General features: G+C 56.5%; 11 protein-coding genes. 5 read left to right on the forward strand and 6 right to left on the reverse strand.

The genetic code is table 11. The features are described from left to right. From RUDLU_RS0121990 to nirB, 5 genes are all read right to left on the reverse strand, one after another. Positions 1-2424 carry an endonuclease MutS2 gene (locus RUDLU_RS0121990; protein WP_019990595.1) on the reverse strand — a complete coding sequence of 808 codons (2424 nt, stop codon included), beginning with the start codon at positions 2422-2424 and terminating at the stop codon, positions 1-3. A gap of 101 nt (positions 2425-2525) precedes the next feature. After that, complete coding sequence (locus RUDLU_RS0121995; protein WP_019990596.1) at positions 2526-3194, reverse strand: response regulator transcription factor; 669 nt, start codon at positions 3192-3194, stop codon at positions 2526-2528. A gap of 72 nt (positions 3195-3266) precedes the next feature. Next, entirely contained in the window at positions 3267-4739 is a 1473-nt protein-coding gene (locus RUDLU_RS0122000) for an ATP-binding protein (protein ID WP_019990597.1), read from the reverse strand. Positions 4740-4801: 62 nt separating this feature from the next. Next, positions 4802-5158, reverse strand: coding sequence for a nitrite reductase small subunit NirD (gene nirD, locus RUDLU_RS0122005; RefSeq protein ID WP_027303296.1), 357 nt, complete (start codon positions 5156-5158; stop codon positions 4802-4804). 67 nt (positions 5159-5225) lie between these two features. Beyond that, positions 5226-7769, reverse strand: a complete 2544-nt coding sequence (nirB, locus tag RUDLU_RS0122010) for a nitrite reductase large subunit NirB (RefSeq protein ID WP_019990599.1) — start codon at positions 7767-7769, stop codon at positions 5226-5228. 279 nt (positions 7770-8048) lie between these two features. Between nirB and cobA the strand changes: the two genes are divergently transcribed. The 5 genes from cobA to RUDLU_RS0122035 all read left to right on the forward strand — a co-directional run bounded on the left by cobA (position 8049) and on the right by RUDLU_RS0122035 (position 17175). Continuing rightward, positions 8049-8807, forward strand: a complete 759-nt coding sequence (gene cobA / locus RUDLU_RS0122015; RefSeq protein WP_027303297.1) for a uroporphyrinogen-III C-methyltransferase — start codon at positions 8049-8051, stop codon at positions 8805-8807. A 341-nt stretch (positions 8808-9148) separates the two neighbouring features. Continuing rightward, on the forward strand, positions 9149-10672 hold the full coding sequence (locus tag RUDLU_RS0122020) for an alginate export family protein (RefSeq protein ID WP_019990601.1): 1524 nt from the start codon (positions 9149-9151) through the stop codon (positions 10670-10672). Between the two features lie 52 nt (positions 10673-10724). Beyond that, entirely contained in the window at positions 10725-12023 is a 1299-nt protein-coding gene (locus RUDLU_RS0122025) for a NarK family nitrate/nitrite MFS transporter (RefSeq protein WP_019990602.1), read from the forward strand. A 38-nt stretch (positions 12024-12061) separates the two neighbouring features. Continuing rightward, a complete protein-coding gene (locus RUDLU_RS0122030; RefSeq protein ID WP_019990603.1) occupies positions 12062-15706 on the forward strand; it encodes a nitrate reductase in 3645 nt (1214 codons plus the stop codon). A 14-nt stretch (positions 15707-15720) separates the two neighbouring features. After that, complete coding sequence (locus RUDLU_RS0122035; protein ID WP_019990604.1) at positions 15721-17175, forward strand: rubredoxin; 1455 nt, start codon at positions 15721-15723, stop codon at positions 17173-17175. Positions 17176-17228: 53 nt separating this feature from the next. On the opposite strand, the gene RUDLU_RS0122040 is transcribed toward RUDLU_RS0122035, so the two are convergent. After that, entirely contained in the window at positions 17229-21884 is a 4656-nt protein-coding gene (locus RUDLU_RS0122040; protein ID WP_169578066.1) for a putative Ig domain-containing protein, read from the reverse strand. Positions 21885-23085: the final 1201 nt, after the last annotated feature.

Genomic DNA, 23085 nt, shown 5'->3' on the forward strand with positions numbered 1-23085 from the left:
TTACTTCATCTTCACAATGGTCACGCCGGCTCCGCCCCGGTCGGCGTGCTCGTCTTCCATACGGGCAACCTGCTTGTACCGGCGGAGGTGCGTCCGGACGAGGTTCCGCAGAATACCGTCGCCTTTGCCGTGTACAATGCGGAGTTCGGGGTAGCCGAGCATGAGGGCATTGTCGAAAAATTGATCTACTTCAGTGATGGCCTCTTCGCCCCGCTTGCCGCGAATGTCGAGGTTGAAGCTGAAGTTCATCATTTTCTCGTTCAGGTCCATGCCCTGCATTCGGGGCTTTTCGGTTTCGCCCACGGCTTCTTTGAACACCCGCCGACTTACCTTTTCGAGCCGGTTCAGCTTTACGTTCGATTTGAGGTCGCCGATACTGATTTCGGCGTCTTTGCCCCGAATGGCCAGTACCTGCCCCACGGCTGTTTGCCCCTGAATCCGAACGTAGTCGCCCGCGCCGATTGGCCCCGTAGCCGACTCGTACTCTTCTTTGGGTTTTGCCGGGGCGGCCACCACCTCAGGTTTGAGGGCTTTCTGCTCAAACTGCTGAAGCTCCTGCCTGATTTCGCGGGTGATTTCCTTGTCGGCCTTCACCTCCCGAATTTCCCGGATCGTGTTCTCAATCCGTTGGTTGGCTTCCTGCACCAGTGCCTTCGCTTTTTGCTTAGCGTCGTTGAGGAGTTGCTTCTGCTCGTTGTCGAGCTTGGTTTTCAGGGCTGTATATTCGGCGAGTTGCTGGGCCAGTTTGCGCTGGTTGATGCCAACTTCAATGTTTTTCTCGGCAAACACTTTTTTCTCAATGTCGAGCTCCTTGATGAGTTTCTCGAAGTTGACCTGCTGCGTTCCCAGTTTCTCTTTCGCCCGGTTGATTACGCCCTTGGGAAGCCCGATTTTCTGGGCAATCTCAAGCGCAAACGAAGAGCCCGGCCGGCCAATTTCGAGCTGGTAAAGCGGCTCCAGATGCTCACTGTCGAACCGCATCGCGCCGTTGACAAGGCCGTCGGTTTTGTCAGCAAATACCTTCAGATTGGTGTAGTGGGTGTTGATGACCCCGTACGCCCCCGACTTGTTGAGGTCTTCCAGAATAGCCTCGGCAATAGCACCCCCCAAACCCGGCTCGGTACCGGTACCAAACTCGTCGATGAGGAAAAGGGTGCGTTTGTTGGCCCCCACCATAAACTGCTTCATGGCCGTCAGGTGCGAGCTGTACGTGCTGAGGTCGTTTTCGAGCGACTGCTCGTCGCCAATGTCGATAAACAGATTCTGGAAAACGCCCATCTCCGAAAAATCGGCCATAGGCACCAGCAGGCCGCATTGTAGCATGTATTGCACCAGCCCGAATGTTTTAAGCGCAATGGATTTACCCCCGGCATTGGGCCCCGAAATAATCAGAATCCGTCCGTTTTCGTCGAGCCGGGCCGTGAGCGGTACCACTTTTTTGCCTTCTGTTTTCTGGAGAGACAAAAAGAGTAGCGGGTGCCGAACGTCGGTCCAGTTCACAAACGGGCGGTTGTGCAACGTAGGCATTTCGGCCCCAATCTGAAGGGCCAACCGTGCCTTGGCCCGGATAAAGTCGATCTGAGCCAGAAAGTTGACGGCTTTTTTGAGCCCCTCCAGGTGCGGCCGGAGCGTGTTGGTCAGGTCGAGCAGAACCCGGAAAATTTCGCGCCGTTCGGCGTATTCCAGCTCCCGAATCTCATTGTTGGCATCGAACACCTCGGCGGGTTCGAGAAATACGGTTTGGCCCGTGTTCGATTCGTCGTGCACAATACCCTTGATTTTACGCTTGTGCTCGGCCGCAACCGGAATAACCAGCCGCCCTTCGCGCACGGTCAGGCTCATATCGTCGGGAATCCAGCCGTTTTGGCGGGCTTGCCGCAGAATAGAGTCGAGTTGCTTGCGGAGGTGAGCCTGCTCGGCAATGATCTGCTTCCGAATACGCGCCAGTTCGGGGGAGGCCGAATCGCGCACGCGGCCCCGGTCGTCGATAATCCGGTCGAGCGAATTGACGAGGTGCGGGTCGAGGGCCACTGGGCCGGCGAGTTCTTTCAGAAACGGAAACTGCCGGCCACCTGCCCGACCCTCCTCGCTCTTGGCCAGAAAGGTCAGGCAGGCCTGCGCGGTTTTGAGGGCCAGTTTCAGATCAAAAAAGTCTTCTTCCGTCAGGGCCAGCCCTTCAATCCGGGCCTTGGTCAGTTGCTCCCGAACATCAATGTAGTTCGACTGCGGAAACTCGGTTTCGTACTGAACAATCTGCTTGAATTCGGCCGTTTGGCGAAGCAGTTTGTCGATGAGCGAGTGATTGTCGGTGAAGCGAATTTTGTCCACGTAGTCCTGGCCGAGCGGGCTGATGCACGCTTGTTTGAGGAGTTCGCGGATTTTATCAAATCCAAGTTTTTGTTCGAGGGTATTGGGGTACAGCATTCAGGGCTGATCGATAAATGGGGTTAATGGGGCAAATGACCCCTTCTTGATAACACATTATCGATTCGGGTGGTTCTGATGCCGACCGCTCCGGGGAGTGCTCACCTTCTTTTGTCGCTGACGGCGAGCCGAATCAGGTCGGCCGTGTTTTTGACGCCTGCTTTCCGGATAATACTCGCCCGCTGATTGGCTACGGTATTTACACTGACGCCGAAACGCGTGGCAATCTCCGTGCTGCTCATTCCATCCATGAGGCAGTTGAGCACCTGGGCTTCGCGGGGGGTAATGCGGCTCCAAACGGTTGGGGTTTTAGCGGCCTGGGTGTCAGCTTCTGCCGAGACCGGTTGCTGACGTACCAACTGCTTGATAATGACGTTTGATGCGCTCGGCGGATAATACAACTCGCCGTTGACCACGGTTCGGATGGCTTTCAGGATTTCTGCCTGACCGGTGTCTTTGAGCAAATACCCGGCCGCGCCGTGTTGCACCGCTTTCAGAATGTAATCCGGGTTGCTGTGCATACTAAACACAAGGGTGTACACCCGGTGCGACTGCCGCGAAAGCGTTTTGAGCACCTCAAGGCCCGACATACGGGGCATGGTCAGGTCGAGCAGCAGAATATCGGGGTCTAATTGCCCAATCAGATCAACAGCTTCGTCGCCATCGGCGGCTTCGCCCACGACCTGCATATCGGGTTCGTCTTCAAGGAGCATTCGGATGCCTTTGCGTACTACAGCGTGATCGTCGGCAATGAGAAGTCGTATAGCCATGAGGAAGGAGATTTGTGGAAGGGGCAATTTACGGCCCTGTCGCGAATTGCGGTAGTGTTGTGGTCGTTAAACTCATTCGGTGGGTATGCTTACCGTAATTTCAGTTCCACTGCCGGGCGAAGTCTGGAGGTTTAGTTCGCCGTGCAACAGGCGAGCCCGGGTGCGCATGTTCTCGAGCCCGCTGAGCACGGGTAGGGGGCCGCTGTCGGGAGGGCGTTGGTCGGGCCGGAACCCTTGGCCATTGTCCCGAACGGTCAGTTCTACCCGGTTGGCTTCGTGCCGCAGGTGAATAATAATCTGTAGAGCGCGGGCATACTTGACGGCATTGTGCAGGGCCTCCTGAGCGATCCGGTACAGACCAATTTCCTGGGCCGGGCTCAGGTGGGTGCTCTCGCGGGGGCCTTCGTACACCACCTCAGTACCCGACGAGCGCGTGGTTTGTTCGGCCAGCAGGTTGAGCGTAGCCCCCAGCCCAAAATCGCTCAGGGTAGAGGGCATGAGGTTGTACGATACCTGCCGGGTTGTCTGGATGGTTTCGTAGATCAGATCGCAGAGTTCGGCGAAGCGGGCCCGTTGCCTGTCGTCGAGCGTAGTCGTCGATTTGAGCTTTTCGGCATGGAGTTTCAGGCCGGTAAGCATCTGCCCGATCCCATCGTGCAGCTCGCGGGCAAACCGTCGGCGCTCTTCTTCCTGCCCTTCGAGTAAGGCGGCCGAGCGCACGGTTGTCTCGGCAAGTTGCAACCGGTATTTCTCCTCGGTAGCGTGTAGCAGTTCGGTTTGGGTGGCCAGCAGCTCGCGGTTGGTTTCGGCCAGGCTCGCATTGGCAGCCGCCAGTGCCGTATTGGCCCCCTCCAGCTGTCGGTTGGTCTCCTGTAACGCCTGTTCCGACTGATCCAGTTGCCGGATCACGTTGCGCGTGTGCGCCACCACCGGCCTGAACACAAAGAGCCCCTCGATCAGCAGGACCAGCAAGGTAGCCCCCGTCAGAAACCACTCAATGCGCGAGAGCGACTGTACGCGCTCAAAACTCTCCCGGTCGAACTGAAACACAAACGTGTTCATGCCCTCCACAAACGACAGTTCGTTTTGCAGAATAACTTCGAGGGCGGACTGCCGTTGTTGGGCGGTAGCGCCGGGGGCACTGAACTGCCGGAAACTGCGGTACATAATCTGAAACGACGGCTCGATCTGCGCCATCATGCTGTCGAGGGTGGCGCTTGGCCGTACCGTGTACCGTTTCTCCATCTGTAGTACTCCATCCCGGAGTTGCCGGTGCGTCTGGGCCCAGGTGTTCAGCAACGAATCGAACGCAACACTGTCGGCCGAGCGCTGATCGAGCGTGCGCAACAGGGCGAGTTTGGTGAGCCGCTGACTGAGCATCCGCTGCCGACCGGCAATGTTGACCACCCGACTGTCGTCGTTGTGCGCCCGGATAGTACAATGAATAAACAGGAGCCCTGCCACTGATAGTAGGGCAATAACGGTCAGAGCCAGAATATAAAACCGCGTCAGTCGGCGGGCTACCTGTTGATGGAGTTGAGTCATACGCAAAACGCAGTGGGCTTTGGTTTAGCCCCGTCAAACAATGCACAAAGTAACCTTATTTGCTAAACACCCACGTACACGATGCCCGCACTAACCCGCACCGGATAGGTTTGAATGGGCGGACAGCCCTCATCGTTAAGGCATTGACCGGTTTTGAGCGAAAACGTACGTTTGTGAAACGGGCAGGCCACTTTGGGCTCTTCGGCATGGCTACCAATCATCCCGCGGCCAAGGGCCATCTGTCGGCGGTGAGGGCACTCGTTATCGGTGGCAAACCACTGCCCCCGACGGGTGAAGTTGAAAATAGCAATCTGCCGACCGTCGATCAGGGCGCAGGCTCCGCCGTTTTGGGGAATATCGTCGATCCGGCAGGCCATGTGCCAGGTAAGAGGTTGGGTGTCAAGGGTAACTGATTCCATAATCGGTTGGTTTTGAGAGGGTATTTAACGACTACGTAAGGGGTGTCGTGGGGATAATCCCGTGCTTTTAGGCCCACTCGCGGGCACGAATCTGATCGCGCATGGGGGCAAACTGCACCGTAGGGTCTTTCACGGCCGGTGCATTCACGAAGTGCGCAAATCGTTGCCGTAACTCAGGGGTTTCGACAACCTCTTTCCATTCGCAGGCGTACGTATCAACCAGAAGCTGCATCTCGTTTTCGAGCTGCTCGGCTATGCCCAGCACATCGTCGATTACGACGGCTTTGAGGTAATTCAGGCCACCCTCCAGTTTATTGAGCCAGGTAGCAGTGCGGGTGAGGGGGTCGGCGGTTTTGATGTAAAACATGAGAAACCGGTCGAGGAGCCGAATACAGGTCGTTTTGTCGACATCGGAGGCCAACAGTTGGGCGTGTTGGGGCTTTATGCCCCCGTTGCCGCATACGTACACGTTCCAGCCTTTTTCGGTAGCGATAATACCGAAGTCTTTACTCTGGGCTTCGGCGCACTCGCGGGTGCAACCCGACACGGCCGACTTTAGCTTGTGCGGAGCACGTATGCCTTTGTACCGGTTTTCGAGTTCGATGGCAAACGAGACGGAATCCTGCACACCGAACCGGCACCAGGTAGTACCCACGCAACTTTTGACCGTCCGCAGCGATTTGCCGTAGGCGTGGCCACTCTCAAAACCGGCTCCAATCAGCTCCTCCCAGATGCTGGGCAGGTCGCCAACATGCGCGCCAAACAGGTCGATGCGCTGCCCACCGGTAATTTTGGTGTAGAGGCCGTATTTCTGCGCTACCTGCCCAATCACAATTAGTTTTTCGGGCGTGATTTCGCCCCCCGGTATGCGCGGCACCACCGAGTAGGTACCTCCCCGCTGAATGTTGGCCAGAAACCGGTCGTTGGAGTCCTGAATGGTGGCCCGGTCTTGCCGGAGGATATTCTCGTTCCAGAGGCTTGCCAAAATCGACGCGACGGCCGGTTTACAGACCTCGCAGCCATCGCCCCGCCCGAACGCATCGAGTACGGCCGCGTACGTTTTGTGGTGGTTCAACTTCACGAGATCAAGCAACTCCTGACGGGTGTACTCGAAATGTTCGCAGAGGGTGTTGCGCACGTAAACGCCCTGCTGGTTCAAAACGCCCCCAATCAGGTCTTTTACCATGGCTGTGCACCCCCCACAGCCCGTGCAGGCTTTGGTCGCTTTTTTAAGGGCGTCGACCGACGTGTGGCCGTTGTCGGTAATCTCGTGGCAGAGCTGCCCTTTCGTAATGGCCTCGCAGGAACAGATCAGGGCGTCGTCGGGAAGGCTCATGACGCCACCGAGGCCAGTTTCTTCGCCCCCGCGCGATCCCAAAATTAGGTCTTCGGGGTCGGGGGGGAGCACCGTCTGATTCTTGCAGGTTTGCAGGAGCATGTTGTATTGGCTCGCGTCGCCGACCAGAATCCCGCCGAGCAACTGTTTGCCGTCGGCCGAGATGTTGATGCGCTTGTAAATGCCCTTGGCCTTGTTCTCATAGACAATGGTCCGGCATTCGGGCTCGCCCGCAAACGGGTCGCCGAAGCTACCTACGTCGGTGCCAATCAGCTTTAACTTAGTCGACATGTCGAAGGGCCTGAACTGTTTGGCTTCGCCCAGCAGTTGGGTGGCTACCACCTCGGCCATTTCGTATCCCGGAGCCATCAGCCCGTACACCATCTGATGCACCACGGCACATTCGCCAATCGCAAAAATGGCCGGGTCGGAGGTCTGTAGCTGCTCATTGACCAGGATGCCCCCGCGCGGGTGGGTGTCGAGCCCGGCCGCGCGGGCCAGTTCGTCGCGGGGCCGGATACCCGCCGAAATCACAAGCAGATTCACGTTCAGATGGGACCCATCGGCAAACTGAAGGCCTGTAATCACCGCATCGCCCGTGATGGCCTGCGTGCTTTTGTTCAGATGGACAGAGAGCCCCAGCGATTCGAGTTGCCGCTGAAGCACCTGCGACCCGGCTTCGTCGATTTGTCGGGGCATCAGGCGAGGTGCAAACTCGACAACGTGGGCTTCGTCGACGCCCAGATCGAGCAGGGCTTTGGCCGCTTCGAGGCCCAGAAGGCCACCGCCCAACACGGCCCCCCGAAAGGTGCCCGATCTTTCCTGACGAACGGCCGTTGCGTACGACTGAATCAGGTCGAGGTCTTCGAGCGTGCGGTACACAAATACACCGTCTTTCTCCACACCCGCTACGGGGGGGACAAATGCGCCGGAGCCGGTAGCCAGCACCAGATAGTCATAAGCCACTATACGGCCCTGGTGCGAGCGTACTTCCCGGCGGGCGCGGTCGATCTCAACCACCGGGTCGCCGAGGTAGAGCTGAATCCCCTGCTGGGTGTACCAGTCGGTGGGGGCCAGGGTCAAATCGTCAGCCGTCTTGCTGTCCAGATACGAGCTTAGATGAACCCGGTCGTAGGCGGGCCGTGCTTCTTCGCCGAAAACCGTCAGCGAAAAGCACTGCCCTTTTTTTTCTTTGGCTACAAATTTTTCGCAGAATTTGTAGCCAACCATGCCGTTGCCAATAACGACAATGCGCGTGTTTGTGTGAACGCTCATAGTTGATAATAACTACGTTGTTATGAAAACCCTGTTTAATTATTGAACTTATTCAAGAAATAGGTTGGCTTTCCCCAAATCCAACCGTGTCAAATTTATAAGGTGTTTTTTCTAAATCCTAATCTTTAATTCGGCAAATGGCTTTGTATTAAACATATTTTTTTGGGAAAGGCTTGTTTTTACAAATTAGCTATCTACTTTTGAACCATGTTTTGCATTTATTTGCAAGTGTAGTTAATAGTACATTTTTACTATAGATGCTCTTTCGGGAGTACGCATATGCAGCCAAAGCTTACACTCGTGGGGGCGGGTCCCGGCAACGGCGAATTGATCACACTAAAAGGGATCAGAGCGCTTAGAAAGGCTGACGTTGTCTTGTACGACGATCTGGCCAACGCTTCCTTACTCGATTTTGCGCCGGGGGGCATTTTGACACTGTACGTCGGCAAGCGAGCCGGCAAACCATCGTTCCGGCAGGAAGAAATCAACACCCTCGTGGTGCGGCTGGCACAGGAGCTCGGGCACGTGGTTCGGCTCAAAGGGGGCGACCCGTACGTGTTTGGGCGCGGGTACGAAGAGTACGAGTACGCCCTACAGCACGGTATCGACTGTGAGGTGGTACCGGGCGTATCGAGTTGTATTGCCGTACCGGCCTCGCAGGGAATACCCGTTACGAGCCGGGGGGTGAGTCAGAGTTTCTGGGTCATCACGGGCACCACCCATACCGGTGACCTCTCCGACGATCTGCGGCTGGCGGTTCAGTCGAAGGCAACGGTGGTGGTGCTGATGGGCCTACGAAAAATCGACCAAATCTGTGCGCTGTACGTTGAGGCCGGGCGCGGGCATCTGCCCATGGCGGTAATTCAGAACGGCACACGCCCCGACGAGCAGCAGGTTATTGGTCAGGTCTGGAATATGCCCCAACGAGTGGCAGAGCAGGGTGTGGGGGCACCCGCTGTGCTGGTTATTGGGGAGGTGGTAGCCCTGCACCCGTCGTATCTGGCCGAGTGCCTGCGGGGGGTAGGAGCTGCTGTTTAGAGGTTTGGGCCAAGGTTGGGGCTGAGCGTACGTCAGGTGCCAACCTAAGCCCAAACACTAAACCATAAAAAAAGCCGATCCGGTGTGGGGGCACCTTGTGGATCGGCTTAACAGGGTTTGTCTATGCGAAAAACACAAACGCTTCAAAGAAAATGAAAAAGTACAAGTAACGCAAGTTTCGCGCACCCAACCGGGGTGTCCGCCTATCTGCCGCCGGGCCGCTTCTGCCCCGCGTGCTTTGCCTCTGCTTCTGGCCGATTGATACTGTGTACCTACGCTGGTACACCCGGCTACCGCATGGCGTTTTCGCCCGCATTGTCCATCACGCTTACTGTACATTTATGAATTGGTCTTTACACAAACTGGCCCTGACCCTCGTGGTCGTTGGAGGGGCTCAAACAGGCCTTTGGGCACAGGTATCGCTCGTGGGGCAGGTACGTACCCGCACCGAATACCGCGACGGGCTGGGTAATCTGGCTCCGCTGCATAGCCGCCCGGCCCTGTTTACATCGCAACGAACCCGCCTGGCGTTCAATTATAAAGGAGAACGGGTTACGGTTCAGACATCCGTGCAGGATGTGCGCGTCTGGGGGCAGGACGCGGCCACGATCAGCCTGGCCGATGGCAACCGGCTCATGGTGCACGAAGCCTGGGCCGAGCTGACGCTGGCCAATCGGGCCGATTCGTCCATCCGGTTCCGCGCCGTGCAGAATATGTCGCTTAGACTTGGGCGGCAAGAGCTGGTGTATGATGACGTTCGGTTGCTGGGTAACCTCGACTGGTTGCAGCAGGGGCGCCGGTTCGATGCTGCCTTGCTGAAAACGCAACACCGGGGCTGGAGCCTCGACCTCGGAGCCGGTTTTAACCAGAATACCGATGCCTTCGGTGTGACAGGCACCGACTACACACCCGGCAATGCCCCATCGTCGGCCTTATCGACCCGAAACGTTACCCTCGCCATACCCGCCGGTTTTCTGCCCACGAGCGGCCGGGGAGGTGCGCCTTTATTGGCTACGCCCGTAAGCACCAACGGGCAGAATCAGCAGTTTAAAGCGTTTCAGATGGCGTATCTGGCCCGGCAGTTCCGGCGGGCCCGGTTGTCGGCGCTGGTGTTCAAAGACGACTTCCAGAAATACCGGCTCGACTCACTCGGCAGCCCGGCTCAGGGTTACGTATATGGCCGACGGTACGACGTGCCGGGCACCCACGCCCGCATTACCTACGGGGCTATGCTTACGGCAAACACGGCGGGGCCATTTGCCTCCGTGCAGGGACAGGTGTTTGCGTATGGGCAACGCGGGCGCGACCGCGATGGCCTGCGGTTGCGACAGGCTTACCACTATGGCGCGAATCTCACGATTCAGAAAGGCCCGCTGAGCGTTGGCTCAGGGTACGAGATACTGTCGGGCAACGATGCGACCAAACTGAAAGTTGGAGAAACCGGCCGCTTTGATCCGTTGTATGGAACCCCGCACCGGCATTGGGGGTACATGGATTATTTCTACGTCGGAACGGGGTCGCCCGTGGGTGGTTTGAAAGATGCGTTCCTGAAATGTAAGTACACGGGCACCCGGCTTGGGGCCGGTCTCGACCTGCATTATTTCGCGCTGGCGGCCCCCACGTACAATCGGATGCCCGATGCCCCCACGGGTGCCCGCCTGGATGCCAAACTGGGCGTGGAGTATGACCTCACGGCCACCTACGCCTTCAACAAGTTCACCACGCTTGAGCTGGGCTACTGCCTCATGCAGGGGACCAACACGCTCGAATACACCAAGCAGGGTACCATGAATCAGAAAGACAAGCTGGGCAAATGGGCGTACCTGATGCTCAATATCCGGCCTTCGTTTCTGGCTGCCCGCTAACGCCCTGTCTGATTAAATCAACTGATTGACAACGCTTAAATCGCATACAACCATGAATCTGACTTCGAATAAACCACTCGAATCGTTACCGATTTTCCGTATCAAAGGCGTTCAGATGCGCACATTTCATATCACGTGGTTATCTTTTTTTGTCTGCTTTTTCGGGTGGTTCGGGCTGGCCCCGCTCATGAAAGTGGTGAAAGACGACCTCGACCTGACGAAAGGCCAAATTGGCAACATCATTATTGCCTCCGTAGCCGTAACAGTGGTGGCCCGCGTCATCATCGGCAAACTTTGCGACACCTGGGGGCCGCGCAAAACCTACACGGCCCTGCTGGTGCTGTGCTCGGTGCCGGTCATGGCGGTGGGCCTGGCCCACAGTTACGAATCGTTTCTGCTGTTTCGGCTGGCCATCGGCATCATTGGGGCCTCGTTTGTCATCACGCAGTACCACACCTCGGTCATGTTCGATAAGAACATCGTGGGAACGGCCAATGCGGTAGCTGGTGGCTGGGGCAACCTCGGCGGTGGGATCACCAACATGGTGATGCCCCTGATTTTTGCCGGATTTGTGGGGCTGGGCTACCTGCCAACCTCGGCCTGGCGGCTGGCTATGATCGTGCCGGGTATCGGGCTGCTGCTGATGGCGGTGCTGTACTGGAACTACACGAAAGACACCCCCGCCGGTAATTTCGACGAACTGCCCGGTCGGCAGAAAGCTGTCAAAGAGGGGAGTCTGGCCGATGCCGCTAAAGATTACCGCACCTGGATTCTGTTTCTGGCCTACGGGGCCTGCTTCGGCATTGAAGTCACGTTTGATAACGTGGCCGCCTTGTTTTTTGCCGAAAAGTTTGGAGCCAGCCTGACCACAGCGGGGCTACTGGCGGGTTCGTTTGGGTTTATGAACCTCTTTGCCCGGGCGTTGGGCGGCATTGTGGCCGACCGGGTCGGTCGTCGGTTTGGGATGCGCGGCAAGGGGTTGTTGCTGGCTGTATTGCTGTTGCTGGAGGGCGCCGGGATCGTGTATTTCGGTCTGACGGGCAACCTGACAGGGGCTATTATAGCGATGGTCGTGTTTGCGCTATTTCTCAAAATGGCTAATGGGACTACCTACGCAATGGTGCCCTTTATCAACCGTAAAGCGCTTGGGTCGGTGAGCGGAATCGTCGGAGCCGGGGGCAACGTAGGGGCCGTACTGGCGGGTTTTCTGTTCAAATCGTCGGCCATTAGCTATTCCGAAGCCTTCGTGTACATCGGCCTTGCCGTAGCCGTAGTGGGGGGTGTTGTGGCCCTCACGCGCTTCTGTAAAGTGGAGGTGACGGCTCCCGAGCCGGGCCTTGCCGTTGCCTGATTCTGGGCCTTTTCTGCCACCTGTAAACCAACTGTGCCATGAACACTCAGCCCTCCCAACACCGAACCACCTGCTGCTACTGTGGCGTAGGTTGCGGCATTGTGGTCAACCGGGACGCCAACGGTCGACTGACGGTGACCGGCGACAAACAGCATCCGGTCAATCGGGGAATGCTCTGCTCGAAAGGGATGAACCTGCATTATACCGTCATGGATCGGTCGGATCGGCTGTTGTATCCGCAGATGCGGCTCAACCGGTCGATGCCGCTCCAACGGGTAAGCTGGGATGCCGCTCTCGAACGGACGGCGGCTGTGTTTCGGACGCTCATCCAGAAATACGGCCCCGATTCGGTTGCCTTTTATGTGTCGGGGCAGTGCCTGACGGAGGAGTATTATCTGGTCAACAAGCTGATTAAGGGGTTTATCGGGTCCAATAACATCGACACCAATTCGCGGTTGTGCATGAGTTCGGCCGTCGTGGGCTACAAGATGTCGCTGGGCGAAGACTCGGTGCCGGTTTGTTACGACGATATCGAAGCGGCCGACCTGTTTCTGGTCGAAGGGGCCAACCCGGCCTGGTGTCACCCGATTTTATGGCGTCGGATCGAAGCGCACAAACTGGCCAACCCGGAAGTCCGAATTATCTGCGTTGATCCCCGGCGCACCGATACGGCGCGGTCGGCTGACTTACACCTGCCCCTCCGACCCGGCACCGACATTGTACTCAACCATGCCATAGGCCGACTGCTGATCGAAAACGGGCAGATCGACCCTGACTTTATCCGCGAGCATACCGATGGCTTCGAGGCTTACCGGGCGTTGGTGATGCAGCGCACCCTCGCCGAATCGGCTGAGCTGTGCGGGGTGGAGGCCGACGATATTCGGAAAGCGGCCGACTGGATCGGCCGTTCGAACGGGTTTCTGTCGCTCTGGACTATGGGCCTCAATCAGTCGGTGGTGGGGGTCAACAAAAACCTGTCGCTCATTAACCTGCACCTGATTACGGGTCGTATCGGCAAACCCGGCAATGGGCCGTTTTCGCTCACGGGCCAACCCAATGCCATGGGTGGCCGCGAGGTAGGTGGGCTGGCCAACCTGTTGCCCGGTCACCGCGAGGTGGTCAATGCCGCGCACCGGGCCGAAATCGAAGCGTTCTGGAACAGCCCCGTTCGGATTGCCGGTACCCCCGGCCTGACGGCTACCGAGATGTTCGACGCCCTGGCCGATGGTGGTTCGCTCAAGGCTATCTGGATTATCAATACCAATCCGCTGGTCAGTATGCCCGATTTGAACCGGGCCGAAAAAGCGCTCAAAAATGCCCGGTTTGTAGTGGTGCAGGATGTGTCGGACCGGGCTGATACGGTGGCTTTTGCCGATGTGGTACTACCTGCTGCGGCCTGGCTCGAAAAAGAGGGGACCATGACTAATGCCGAACGCCGGATCAGTTACCTGCCCAGGGTAATCGACGCGCCCGGCGAAGCCCTGCCTGATGCGGAAATCATCTGGCGGTTTGCGCAAAAAATGGGCTTTGGTGAAGCGTTCGACTACCGAAACGCACAAGAGGTGTATGCTGAGTACACACAAAGTACGGCGCGTACCCGCATTGATGTAACTGGCGTTGACTACCCATTTCTCCAGACGCACCGGAGTGTGCAGTGGCCGTTTGCAAAGGAGGAACGAAGGAAAGGAGGAAAGGAGGATGGAGGAAAGCAGGAAGGGAAGAATGGAGGTGAGGGTGTGGGGTCTTTGGGGACGAAGCGGTTATTTGCCGATCATGTTTTCTTCACACCGAATGGCCGGGCGCAAATTCATGCCGTACCCGATGGCAATAGTTCGGAACCGACAGACGCCGACTTCCCGCTCGTGCTCACCACCGGCCGCATCCGCGATCAGTGGCATACCATGACCAAAACGGGCCGGGTAGCCAGGCTAAACCAGCATAGCCCGCAACCTCTGCTGCAAATTCACCCGGATGATGCGCGGGTGCGGGGTATTCGGGAGGGGCAGTTGGTGGAGGTGCGTGGCCGCCGGGGCGAAGTGCGTGTAAAGGCTCAACTGACCGACGAAGTTCGGCCGGGGCTTTGCTTTTTGCCGATGCACTGGGGCAAACAGCCGGGGAATCTGAACCATAACCGAGCCAATAATTTGACCAACGCGCTGATTGACCCGCGGTCTAAGGAGCCTGATTTTAAGTTCACGGCCGTGGAGGTGCAGCCTTACCAAAAGCCATCCGAAAAAATTGTCATTATCGGGGCTGGGTCGGCGGGGCTGGGCTTTATCAATGCGTACCGGGCTTTACAGTCAGGCCCAATCAACGACGAAATTCATGTTTTCTCGAAGGAGATTTACCCGTTTTACAACCGCGTGCTATTGCCTGACTACATCAGCGGGGCGCAATCGTGGGCGCAGTTGGTGAAACTACGCGAAGACCAGTTTGCCGAAGCCGGTATTGTGGTCCATAAGGGCGTCGGTATTGCGCATATCGACCGTACCGCCAAAGTACTGACCGATACGAATGGGCAGGAACACCCTTACGACAAGCTTCTGCTGGGCACGGGTAGCCGGGCGTTTATGCCTCGTGGGGTGCCTCGGCTGCCGGGCATTTTTAACATGCGCTCACGGCTCGATGCCGACGCGTTACTGCCCTTTTTAAAGCTCTCGCCCGGCGCGGCCGAACCCCACGCGGTCATTGTGGGTGGGGGGCTGCTGGGGCTCGAATTGGCTGCTTCGCTCCGGCAACTGACTGTGCGCGTGACGGTTGTGCAGCGGGGTGGCCGGTTTATGGAGCGCCAACTCGATTCGCTGGCGAGCGAACTGCTGTATCTGGAACTGCTTGATCGGGGTATTGAGGTGTATTTCAACGAAGAGGTACTCACTTTCGCAGGTATGGACCGGTTGGAGGGTGTTCAGCTCAAATCGGGAGTGAAACTGCCTTGTCAGGTTGTGGTGATGGCCATTGGTACAGAGCCCAATATTGAGCTGGCCCGCGAAGCCGGTCTGCACTGCAACCGGGGTGTGGTGGTGAACGACTACCTGCAAACCTCGGACCCCGACATTTTTGCGGCAGGCGAAGTAGCCCAATGGAATGGGCAGATGTGGGGTGTCACGCTGGCGGCTGAGCAACAGGCTGAAACCGCGGCCCGGTTCGTGGCGGGCGATGTGTCGCAGCCGTACCGGGGGAGTTTGTCGATGAATATTCTCAAAATGGAAGGTCTGCACCTGTGCAGTATGGGGCTGGCGGAGATTCCGGTAGGCGCGTCAGCGGCTGAGTACGAGGAAATCATCTTTATCGACAAGGCCCGGCGTTATTACAAGAAGTGCATTGTGCATCATGACAAACTGGTGGGGGCCATTCTGGTGGGCGACAAAAATGAGTTTGCCGAGTTCCGGGACCTGATTGCCAACGGGGTCGAACTGTCGGAGAAGCGGTTGCAGCTATTGCGGGCCAGCAAAAAAGTAGACCCCGTGCAGGGTAAGCTGGTGTGCTCGTGCAACACGGTGGGGCAGGGTAATCTGGAACAGGCTATCCGGGCGGGCTGTACCGATTTCGGGCAGCTTTGTCAGCAAACCGGTGCCGGTACGGGCTGCGGGTCTTGCCGCCCCGAAGTTCGGAGTATTCTGGAGGCTGTGCGCGGAAGCGAGGCCGTAGCCGAGTCGGTAACCCGCTTCGATGAGGTCATCTAAACGTATCAGACACCATGCGCGATTATTATACCCTCAAAATCAACTTGCCCGCCGGTATCGTGTCGCCGGGAACGTTGCAGACTATTCTTCGCCTGGCCTACGCGGCCAACGTTCGGAAGGTTCAGTTTGGTGCCCGGCAGCAGTTGCTCATGACCGTACATTATGAGGTGATGCGGTTTCTGGAAAAAGACCTGCATCAGCACGGCATCGTGTACGAAACCAACCCCGAAGAGTACCCCAACATCATCAGTTCCTACTGTGGTGAAGACGTGTTTCATACAGGTGCCTGGTTGCGTGAGAGTGAGTATCATACCATTCTGGACCAGTTTGAATACCGCCCGCGGCTCAAAATAAACCTCTCCGATTCCCGGCAGAGTTTTACCCCCTTTTTTACAGGAAATCTGAATTTTATAGCCTCGCCGGAGCCTCATTTCTGGTACCTGTATGTTCGGCCGAAACGGACTAATTCGCTGTTCTGCTGGCCTGAGCTGATCTACAGCAACCACATTGGTCGGATGGCCCACGCCGTTGAGAAAGCTATGCTCGACAGCGGCCACCACGACGAGCAGGCGCTGGTTCGGGCGGTAACCGAAGGGCAGTCGTTCATAACGCAGCCGGTGGGGCAGGAGGTCGATTTACCCCAGTTTTCGTTACCGTATTACGAAGGATTCAACCGGTACGGACAGCGGTCGTGGTTGGGTTTATACCGGCCCGACGAGCAGTTTTCGGTGGCGTTTTTGCTGGATCTCTGTGCGCTTTGCCTGCAGACCCGCATTGGCGAGCTATGTTCAACGCCCTGGAAGTCGCTTATCATCAAAGGAATTGAAGAGAAAGACCGGGCGGCCTGGTCGTTTGTGCTGGGCAAACATAACATCAACGTGCGGCACGCGGCCAATGGATTAGCGTGGCAAACGGAGGATCATTCCGACGAGGGGAGCCAGTTGAAAAACTACATCCTACGCTATTTCGACCGTGACGATACGCGTACGTTTGGCCTGTGTTTTGGTATTCAAACCCGCCCCAAAACAGAAGTATTTGGTTCGGTACTGATTCGGAAACGACCGATTTTGCGGATTGGGCAACTGGCCCTGTTCAGCGTGTATGACCTGTTTTACACGGAAAATTTCAATCCGAACAGCCGGGTTTATCATCTCTTCGAGAAGGGGTTACTCAGACTGCATCTCCCCAACCAGCTGAACCGGCTTTGCCGGACGTTCAATGCGCGTCGGCTGGCGCAAACGCCCGATACCATCCGTCCCGAACCCGATAAGACTGATACAACGCCGGTAGTTGTGGTGCCCCTGTACGAGTGTCCGCACTGCCTGACGGTGTACGACGAACAGTATGGCGACTGTCTCAACGGAATTGCCCCCGGTGTTTCGTTTGCGAACCTGCCGGCCGAGTATGCCTGCCCCACCTGCGATGCGCCCCGGTCCGAGTTTCGGTCCGTTGCACACGCGATAGTGTAAAAAAGCGGCCACCCCATCGGAGTGGCCGCTTCTATCTATAAACTGCAATCGTGTTATTGCTTCACAATTTTCACGGTTTTGCTCTGCGTGGGCGTGCTCAGTTGGAGCAGGTAGATACCGGCGGTTGAGCCGAGCTCGACCCGCTGCCGGATTACACTTTGGCTCGACTGGGCGCTCACCTGATGTACCAGGCGACCTCCGGTGCTGAGTACCGCAAACTGAACGGGCTGGTTGCCGGCCCCGCGAACTTCAATCTCTACAAAGTCCTGTGCGGTGGGGTTACCCAGAACCGTTACGTTCAGGTCAGCCGCTCCTTCGTTGGCGATACGAGCCGCACCCGTACAGAACCCTTTGAAATTAAACGTAAACGTGTTACTGGTCGTAGTTCCCTGGGTCACGCGCAACTGGAACGGTGAAATATCCGAAGTGGCGGTGTTGATAGCCCGTAACTGCTCGGGATTATCGACTACTCGCACGCAGTTGTTGGGGTCATTATTGCTCAGGCCAATGATATTCTGGTAGTTAATGGCTGAGCCATTGCCACCGCTGGTCAGAATTCGGAAGGTACCCGTCTGGCAATTAACATCCGTTACCCCGGTTATCTGCAACGTTTGGCCGATGGTGCTGGCCGAACTACCACACGTAGCGGTGCCCGGTGTGGTGGTGCCTGAACCTGGTGTGGTGGTGCCCGAGCCCGGATTTGCGCAGAATGCTCCGAAATCAAACGAGATGCTAACGGTTACACCGCTTTGTGTAGCCGTGATGTTGAGCGGCTTTGGATCTGCTCGTAATCCAGCTTCAACAACACCCGTATTGCTCGTGGCTGATGCTCGTTGTACGCCTACCGCCGAGTAGGTGATAGTAGTGCCGTCGCCACCTGCCGTGTTGAAGGTAATTGCACCGGTAGCACAGTCGTAGGTTGGCGTCAGCAACGTAAGCGCACTGCCCGATGGTGGGGGAGTGGTGGTACCGCTCGCTGCCGGGCTGACGGTAATCTGGAAGCTGGTACTGGTTGCGAGGTTACCAGGGTCAGTGGCAGTCAGCGTCACGGTGCTTACTCCCGATGCCGATGGTGTACCACTGATGATGGTTCCTGCGAGGCTAAGGCCGGCGGGTAAGTTGCTGGCTGAGAGTACCAGTTGCGTAGGCGTCTCTGCATCCGAGAACACGCTGCCTACGTTCAGGCTGAAAGCGCTGCCTACTACGGCGGCTTGTGGAGCTACTGGATTAATAACAACTGGAGCTGTGTTACCGGTTGAGCCGCCCGCACACGCTGCGAGTGCATTCCAGGTGTAGCTAACCGTTACACCGTTTTGCGTCGCGAAAATAGTGAATGGCTGCACGTTGGGCCGTCCATTACGGATGTCTTCAGCCACTTGCGTGTCAACCAGATCAGTACAGCTGCTGGTTGGGCTCGTAATACCAATGGCTGCGTACGTAATGGGTGAGCCATCACCACCCACCGTGTTAAACTGGATCAGGCCTGTTTGGCAGTTGTAGGTCGGAGCAACCAGCGCAAACGGTTGACCAATTGTGTTAGCCGGGCTGCCGCAAGTGCCTGAAACAGGCGGTGCTACAGGGCTGGTAACGGTGATTGTGACGGTAGCCGAAGCCGAACAGCCATTTGCCGAAACACCCGTAACTGAGTAGGTGGTGCTTCCGGTAGCGCTGGTGGGCGGGTTAATGCTCGCCGTAGTCGCACCTGTACTCCAGGTGTAGGTAGCCGCACCGCTGGCTGTCAGGGTTACGGCCTGATTGAGCGTTACACTCGTGGCGGGTTGCGCATTGATCGATACCGTAGGAACGGAGTTGTCGCTGCTAACGGTCGCCGAAGCGGTAGCTTTACAGCCGTTGGCGTTCGAGACAGTCACTGAGTAAAGACCGGCCGTGTTGACGGCGAAGATGCCTGAGGTGTTGGTTTGCCCATCGCTCAGGGTATAACTAGTACCGCCGGTTGCGGTTAGCGTTACGCTTTGCTGAGCGCAGGTGATCATACCACTGCTCACCAGACCCGCGGTTGGGGTCGTGTTGTCGCTGCTTACATTCACAGACGCCGTTGCTGTACAACCATTGGCAGCTGTCACCGTCACGGAGAAAGCGCCCCCAGTTCCTACCGTGAAAACACCCGTGGTGTTGGTTTGTCCGTCACTCAGTTTGTAGCCCGTGCCGCCGGTAGCCGTCAGGGTCGCGGTGGGTTGGTCGCAGGTGATGGTGCCACTGGCGGCCAGAGTGGCCGTCGGGGGCGTGTTGTCTACAGTTATATTCGTTGAAGCGGTAGCCGTACAACCGTTAGCAGCTGTCACCGTTACGCTAAATGTTCCACCGGTGGCTACTGTGAAAATGCCAGTGCTGTTGGTCTGTCCGTCGCTGAGCTTGTAGCTCGTGCCGCCGGTGGCCGTCAGGGTTGCGGTGGGCTGTGCACAAGTGATTACACCGCTGGCGGCCAGAGTGGCTGTCGGGGGAGTATTATCGCTACTTACATTGGCTGAAGCGGTTGCTTTACAGCCGTTGGCGTTGGATACCGTTACCGAGTAGGGTCCGGCAATGTTCACCGTAAATGTGCCGGTTGTGTTGGTCTGGCCATCACTCAATGTATAGCTGGCACCACCCGTTGCCGTTAGTGTAACAGTTGGCTGCGCGCAGGTAATAATACCGCCAGCAGCTAGTGTGGCTGTTGGTATTGTATTGTCGCTGCTGACGTTCGTAGTAGCCGTTGCGGTACACCCATTAGTGGCTGTTACGGTCACTGAGAAAGTACCCCCGGTTCCCACGGTGAAGATACCTGTTGTATTGGTCTGTCCGTCGCTGAGCTTGTAGCTCGTGCCACCGGTGGCGGTGAGCGTCGCGGTAGGCTGGGCACAAGTAATTACACCGCTGGCGGCCAAAGTGGCTGTCGGGGGTGTGTTGTCTACAGTTACATTGGCTGAAGCGGTTGCGGTGCAGCCATTGGTAGCAGTTACCGTCACTGAGAAAGCCCCGCCGGTGGCTACTGTGAAGATACCGGTAGTATTGGTCTGCCCGTCGCTGAGCTTGTAGCTCGCGCCACCGGTGGCCGTTAGGGTTGCGGTAGGCTGGGCACAAGTAATTACACCGCTGGCGGCCAAAGTGGCTGTCGGCGGTGTATTGTCTACACTTACATTGGTCGATGCTGTTGCCGTACACCCGTTAGCGGCTGTCACCGTTACGCTAAATGTTCCACCGGTGGCTACTGTGAAAATGCCAGTGCTGTTGGTCTGCCCGTCGCTCAGTTTGTAGCTCGTGCCACCGGTGGCCGTTAGGGTTGCGGTGGGCTGTGCACAAGTGATTACACCGCTGGCGGCCAAAGTGGCTGTCGGCGGTGTATTGTCTACACTTACATTGGTCGATGCTGTTGCCGTACACCCGTTGGCGGCTGTCACCGTTACGCTAAATGTTCCACCGGTGGCTACTGTGAAAATGCCAGTGCTGTTGGTCTGTCCGTCGCTGAGCTTGTAGCTCGTGCCGCCGGTGGCCGTCAGGGTTGCGGTGGGCTGTGCACAAGTGATTACACCGCTGGCGGCCAGAGTGGCTGTCGGGGGCGTGTTGTCTACAGTTACATTCGTTGAAGCGGTTGCGGTACAACCATTGGCCGCTGTTACCGTCACCGAGAAAGCTCCCCCTGCGTTAACCGTAAAGAGGCCGTTGCTGTTGGTTTGCCCGTCGCTGAGCTTGTAGCTCGTACCACCGGTGGCCGTTAGGGTTGCGGTAGGTTGCGCGCAGGTGATGGGCCCGCTGGCGGCCAGAGTTGCTGTTGGTATTGTATTGTCGCTGCTGACGTTCGTAGTAGCCGTCGCCGTACAGCCGTTAGCGGCTGTCACCGTTACGCTAAATGTTCCAGCAGCTCCCACGGTGAAAATGCCGGTCGTATTGGTTTGACCGTCGCTGAGCTTGTAGCTCGTGCCACCGGTGGCGGTCAGGGTTGCGGTGGGTTGCGCGCAGGTGATTACACCGCTGGCGGCCAGAGTGGCTGTCGGGGGCGTGTTGTCCACTGTGACATTCGTTGAAGCGGTTGCGGTACAACCATTGGCCGCTGTTACCGTCACCGAGAAAGCTCCCCCTGTATTAACGGTAAAGATGCCGTTGGTGTTGGTCTGCCCGTCGCTCAGTTTGTAGCTCATGCCACCGGTGGCCGTTAGGGTTGCGGTGGGCTGTGCACAAGTGATTACACCGCTGGCGGCCAAAGTGGCTGTCGGCGGTGTATTGTCTACACTTACATTGGTCGATGCTGTTGCCGTACACCCGTTGGCGGCTGTCACGGTTACGCTAAATGCTCCGCCGGTTGCTACCGTAAAGATGCCGTTGGTGTTGGTTTGCCCGTCGCTGAGCTTGTAGCTCGTGCCGCCCGTTGCCGTTAACGTCGCGGTAGGTTGCGCGCAGGTGATGGGCCCACTGGCCGCCAAAGTGGCTGTCGGCGGTGTGTTGTCTACACTTACATTGGTTGAAGCGGTTGCCGTACAACCAGTAGCATTAGCAACTGTTACCGAGTATGTCCCGCCCGTATTAACACTAAAGGTGCCAGTTGTATTTGTCTGTCCATTGCTAAGCGTATAGCTGGTACCACCGGTGGCGGTGAGTGTCGCGGAAGGCTGCGCGCAGGTGATGGGCCCGCTGGCAGCAAGTGTCGCTGTTGGGGTACTAACTCCTGTTACATTCACCGTACTAGTCCCCCGCCGACCAAAGTTGTCTGCCACGGTGATTGTAAACGTTTGAGTGCCTGCGGCCGTGATTGTAGCTACGACAGCAGCACTCGATATCGAACTCAGTGACCCTCCGGCAGGTGCGCTCCAAGTGTAGCTATAGGGAGCACTACCACCCGTAGGAGAAACTGACAAATTTGAGGTACCGCCAACACAAACACTGGGGTTTGAATTGCCAACCGATAATGTCAGGGATGGAAGTGCCTTATATCCGGTATTGGTAAACATTATCGGGCCGCTAACGGGCGTATTGTTGAACGCATTATAGGTCCATACCGTTGGACTACTTCCAATTGTAATGGATGAATTGGCACTGCCTCCCCCAACAACGTTACCTGCATTAAACAGGTTAATGATCGAGGTATTATTTGAGAGCGTTAACGTACGGTTTGGGTCAATCTGGAGTGTACCACTATTGCCGATGTTAACCGTCGTAGAACCCGAGATCGTTACGTTGACATCCAGAATTAATGTACCCGCTACGTTAATACTCCCGGTGAAAGCACCCGAAGGAGGTGGTGTTGCGCCAGTACAAGTCCAGGAGGCTGGGTTAGACCAGTTACCGCCGTTGGTGGTACATTGCTGGGCGTTTGCCTGTTGCGTCGGCCAAAGAAATAAGCTAACCAGTAGTAACACGAAACCCGTGAAGAGTCGTGTGAAGGTATGCTTTTTTTGAGAAGAGAACACGTCGACCGGCGACGTATCCAATTGTAAATGTTTGGACATAGTTTTGAAAATTGGTTCTGTTGCTAAGTTGGCTACTTGTCTTGCTCTTAGACGAACTCGTGGTTACTGCGTAACAATTTTGGTAAACTTAATTTTTGCTTTTTCACCAGTGAATTGGTGAGAATATAAAGCCTTGTTACTTAAGTAGTTTTGTAAGAAGCTTGTAGGTTCGTAGCGACGGTGAACATGTTTTTCCTGAACAAGTAGAAATTAAGTAATCTTGTGACCTAGCAAACTTACATGAGGTGCGAAGGTGACTAACTATCCCGATAGGTAGTTTTTAAGGCTGTCATTGAAGACTACCCGTTCGGGTAGTCTTCAATGACGGGTGCAATGCTAATAAAGATGTGTATATTCATACTTAATTAAGTTTATTTGTCTATACAGGTGTTAGTATAGAGACACTTTACAAATATGTACTATAACTAGTGTAGGCGAAAATTTTAGATGCGTGTATTTATTAAGCGGC

This window comes from Rudanella lutea DSM 19387, from assembly GCF_000383955.1.
GTDB lineage: Bacteria > Bacteroidota > Bacteroidia > Cytophagales > Spirosomataceae > Rudanella > Rudanella lutea.

Coding starts and splice junctions, on each gene's coding strand:
- RUDLU_RS0121990 (WP_019990595.1), bottom strand. CDS start 2,424: ATGCTGTACCCCAATACCCTCGAACAAAAACTTGGATTTGATAAAATC.
- RUDLU_RS0121995 (WP_019990596.1), bottom strand. CDS start 3,194: ATGGCTATACGACTTCTCATTGCCGACGATCACGCTGTAGTACGCAAA.
- RUDLU_RS0122000 (WP_019990597.1), bottom strand. CDS start 4,739: ATGACTCAACTCCATCAACAGGTAGCCCGCCGACTGACGCGGTTTTAT.
- nirD (WP_027303296.1), bottom strand. CDS start 5,158: ATGGAATCAGTTACCCTTGACACCCAACCTCTTACCTGGCACATGGCC.
- nirB (WP_019990599.1), bottom strand. CDS start 7,769: ATGAGCGTTCACACAAACACGCGCATTGTCGTTATTGGCAACGGCATG.
- cobA (WP_027303297.1), top strand. CDS start 8,049: ATGCAGCCAAAGCTTACACTCGTGGGGGCGGGTCCCGGCAACGGCGAA.
- RUDLU_RS0122020 (WP_019990601.1), top strand. CDS start 9,149: ATGAATTGGTCTTTACACAAACTGGCCCTGACCCTCGTGGTCGTTGGA.
- RUDLU_RS0122025 (WP_019990602.1), top strand. CDS start 10,725: ATGAATCTGACTTCGAATAAACCACTCGAATCGTTACCGATTTTCCGT.
- RUDLU_RS0122030 (WP_019990603.1), top strand. CDS start 12,062: ATGAACACTCAGCCCTCCCAACACCGAACCACCTGCTGCTACTGTGGC.
- RUDLU_RS0122035 (WP_019990604.1), top strand. CDS start 15,721: ATGCGCGATTATTATACCCTCAAAATCAACTTGCCCGCCGGTATCGTG.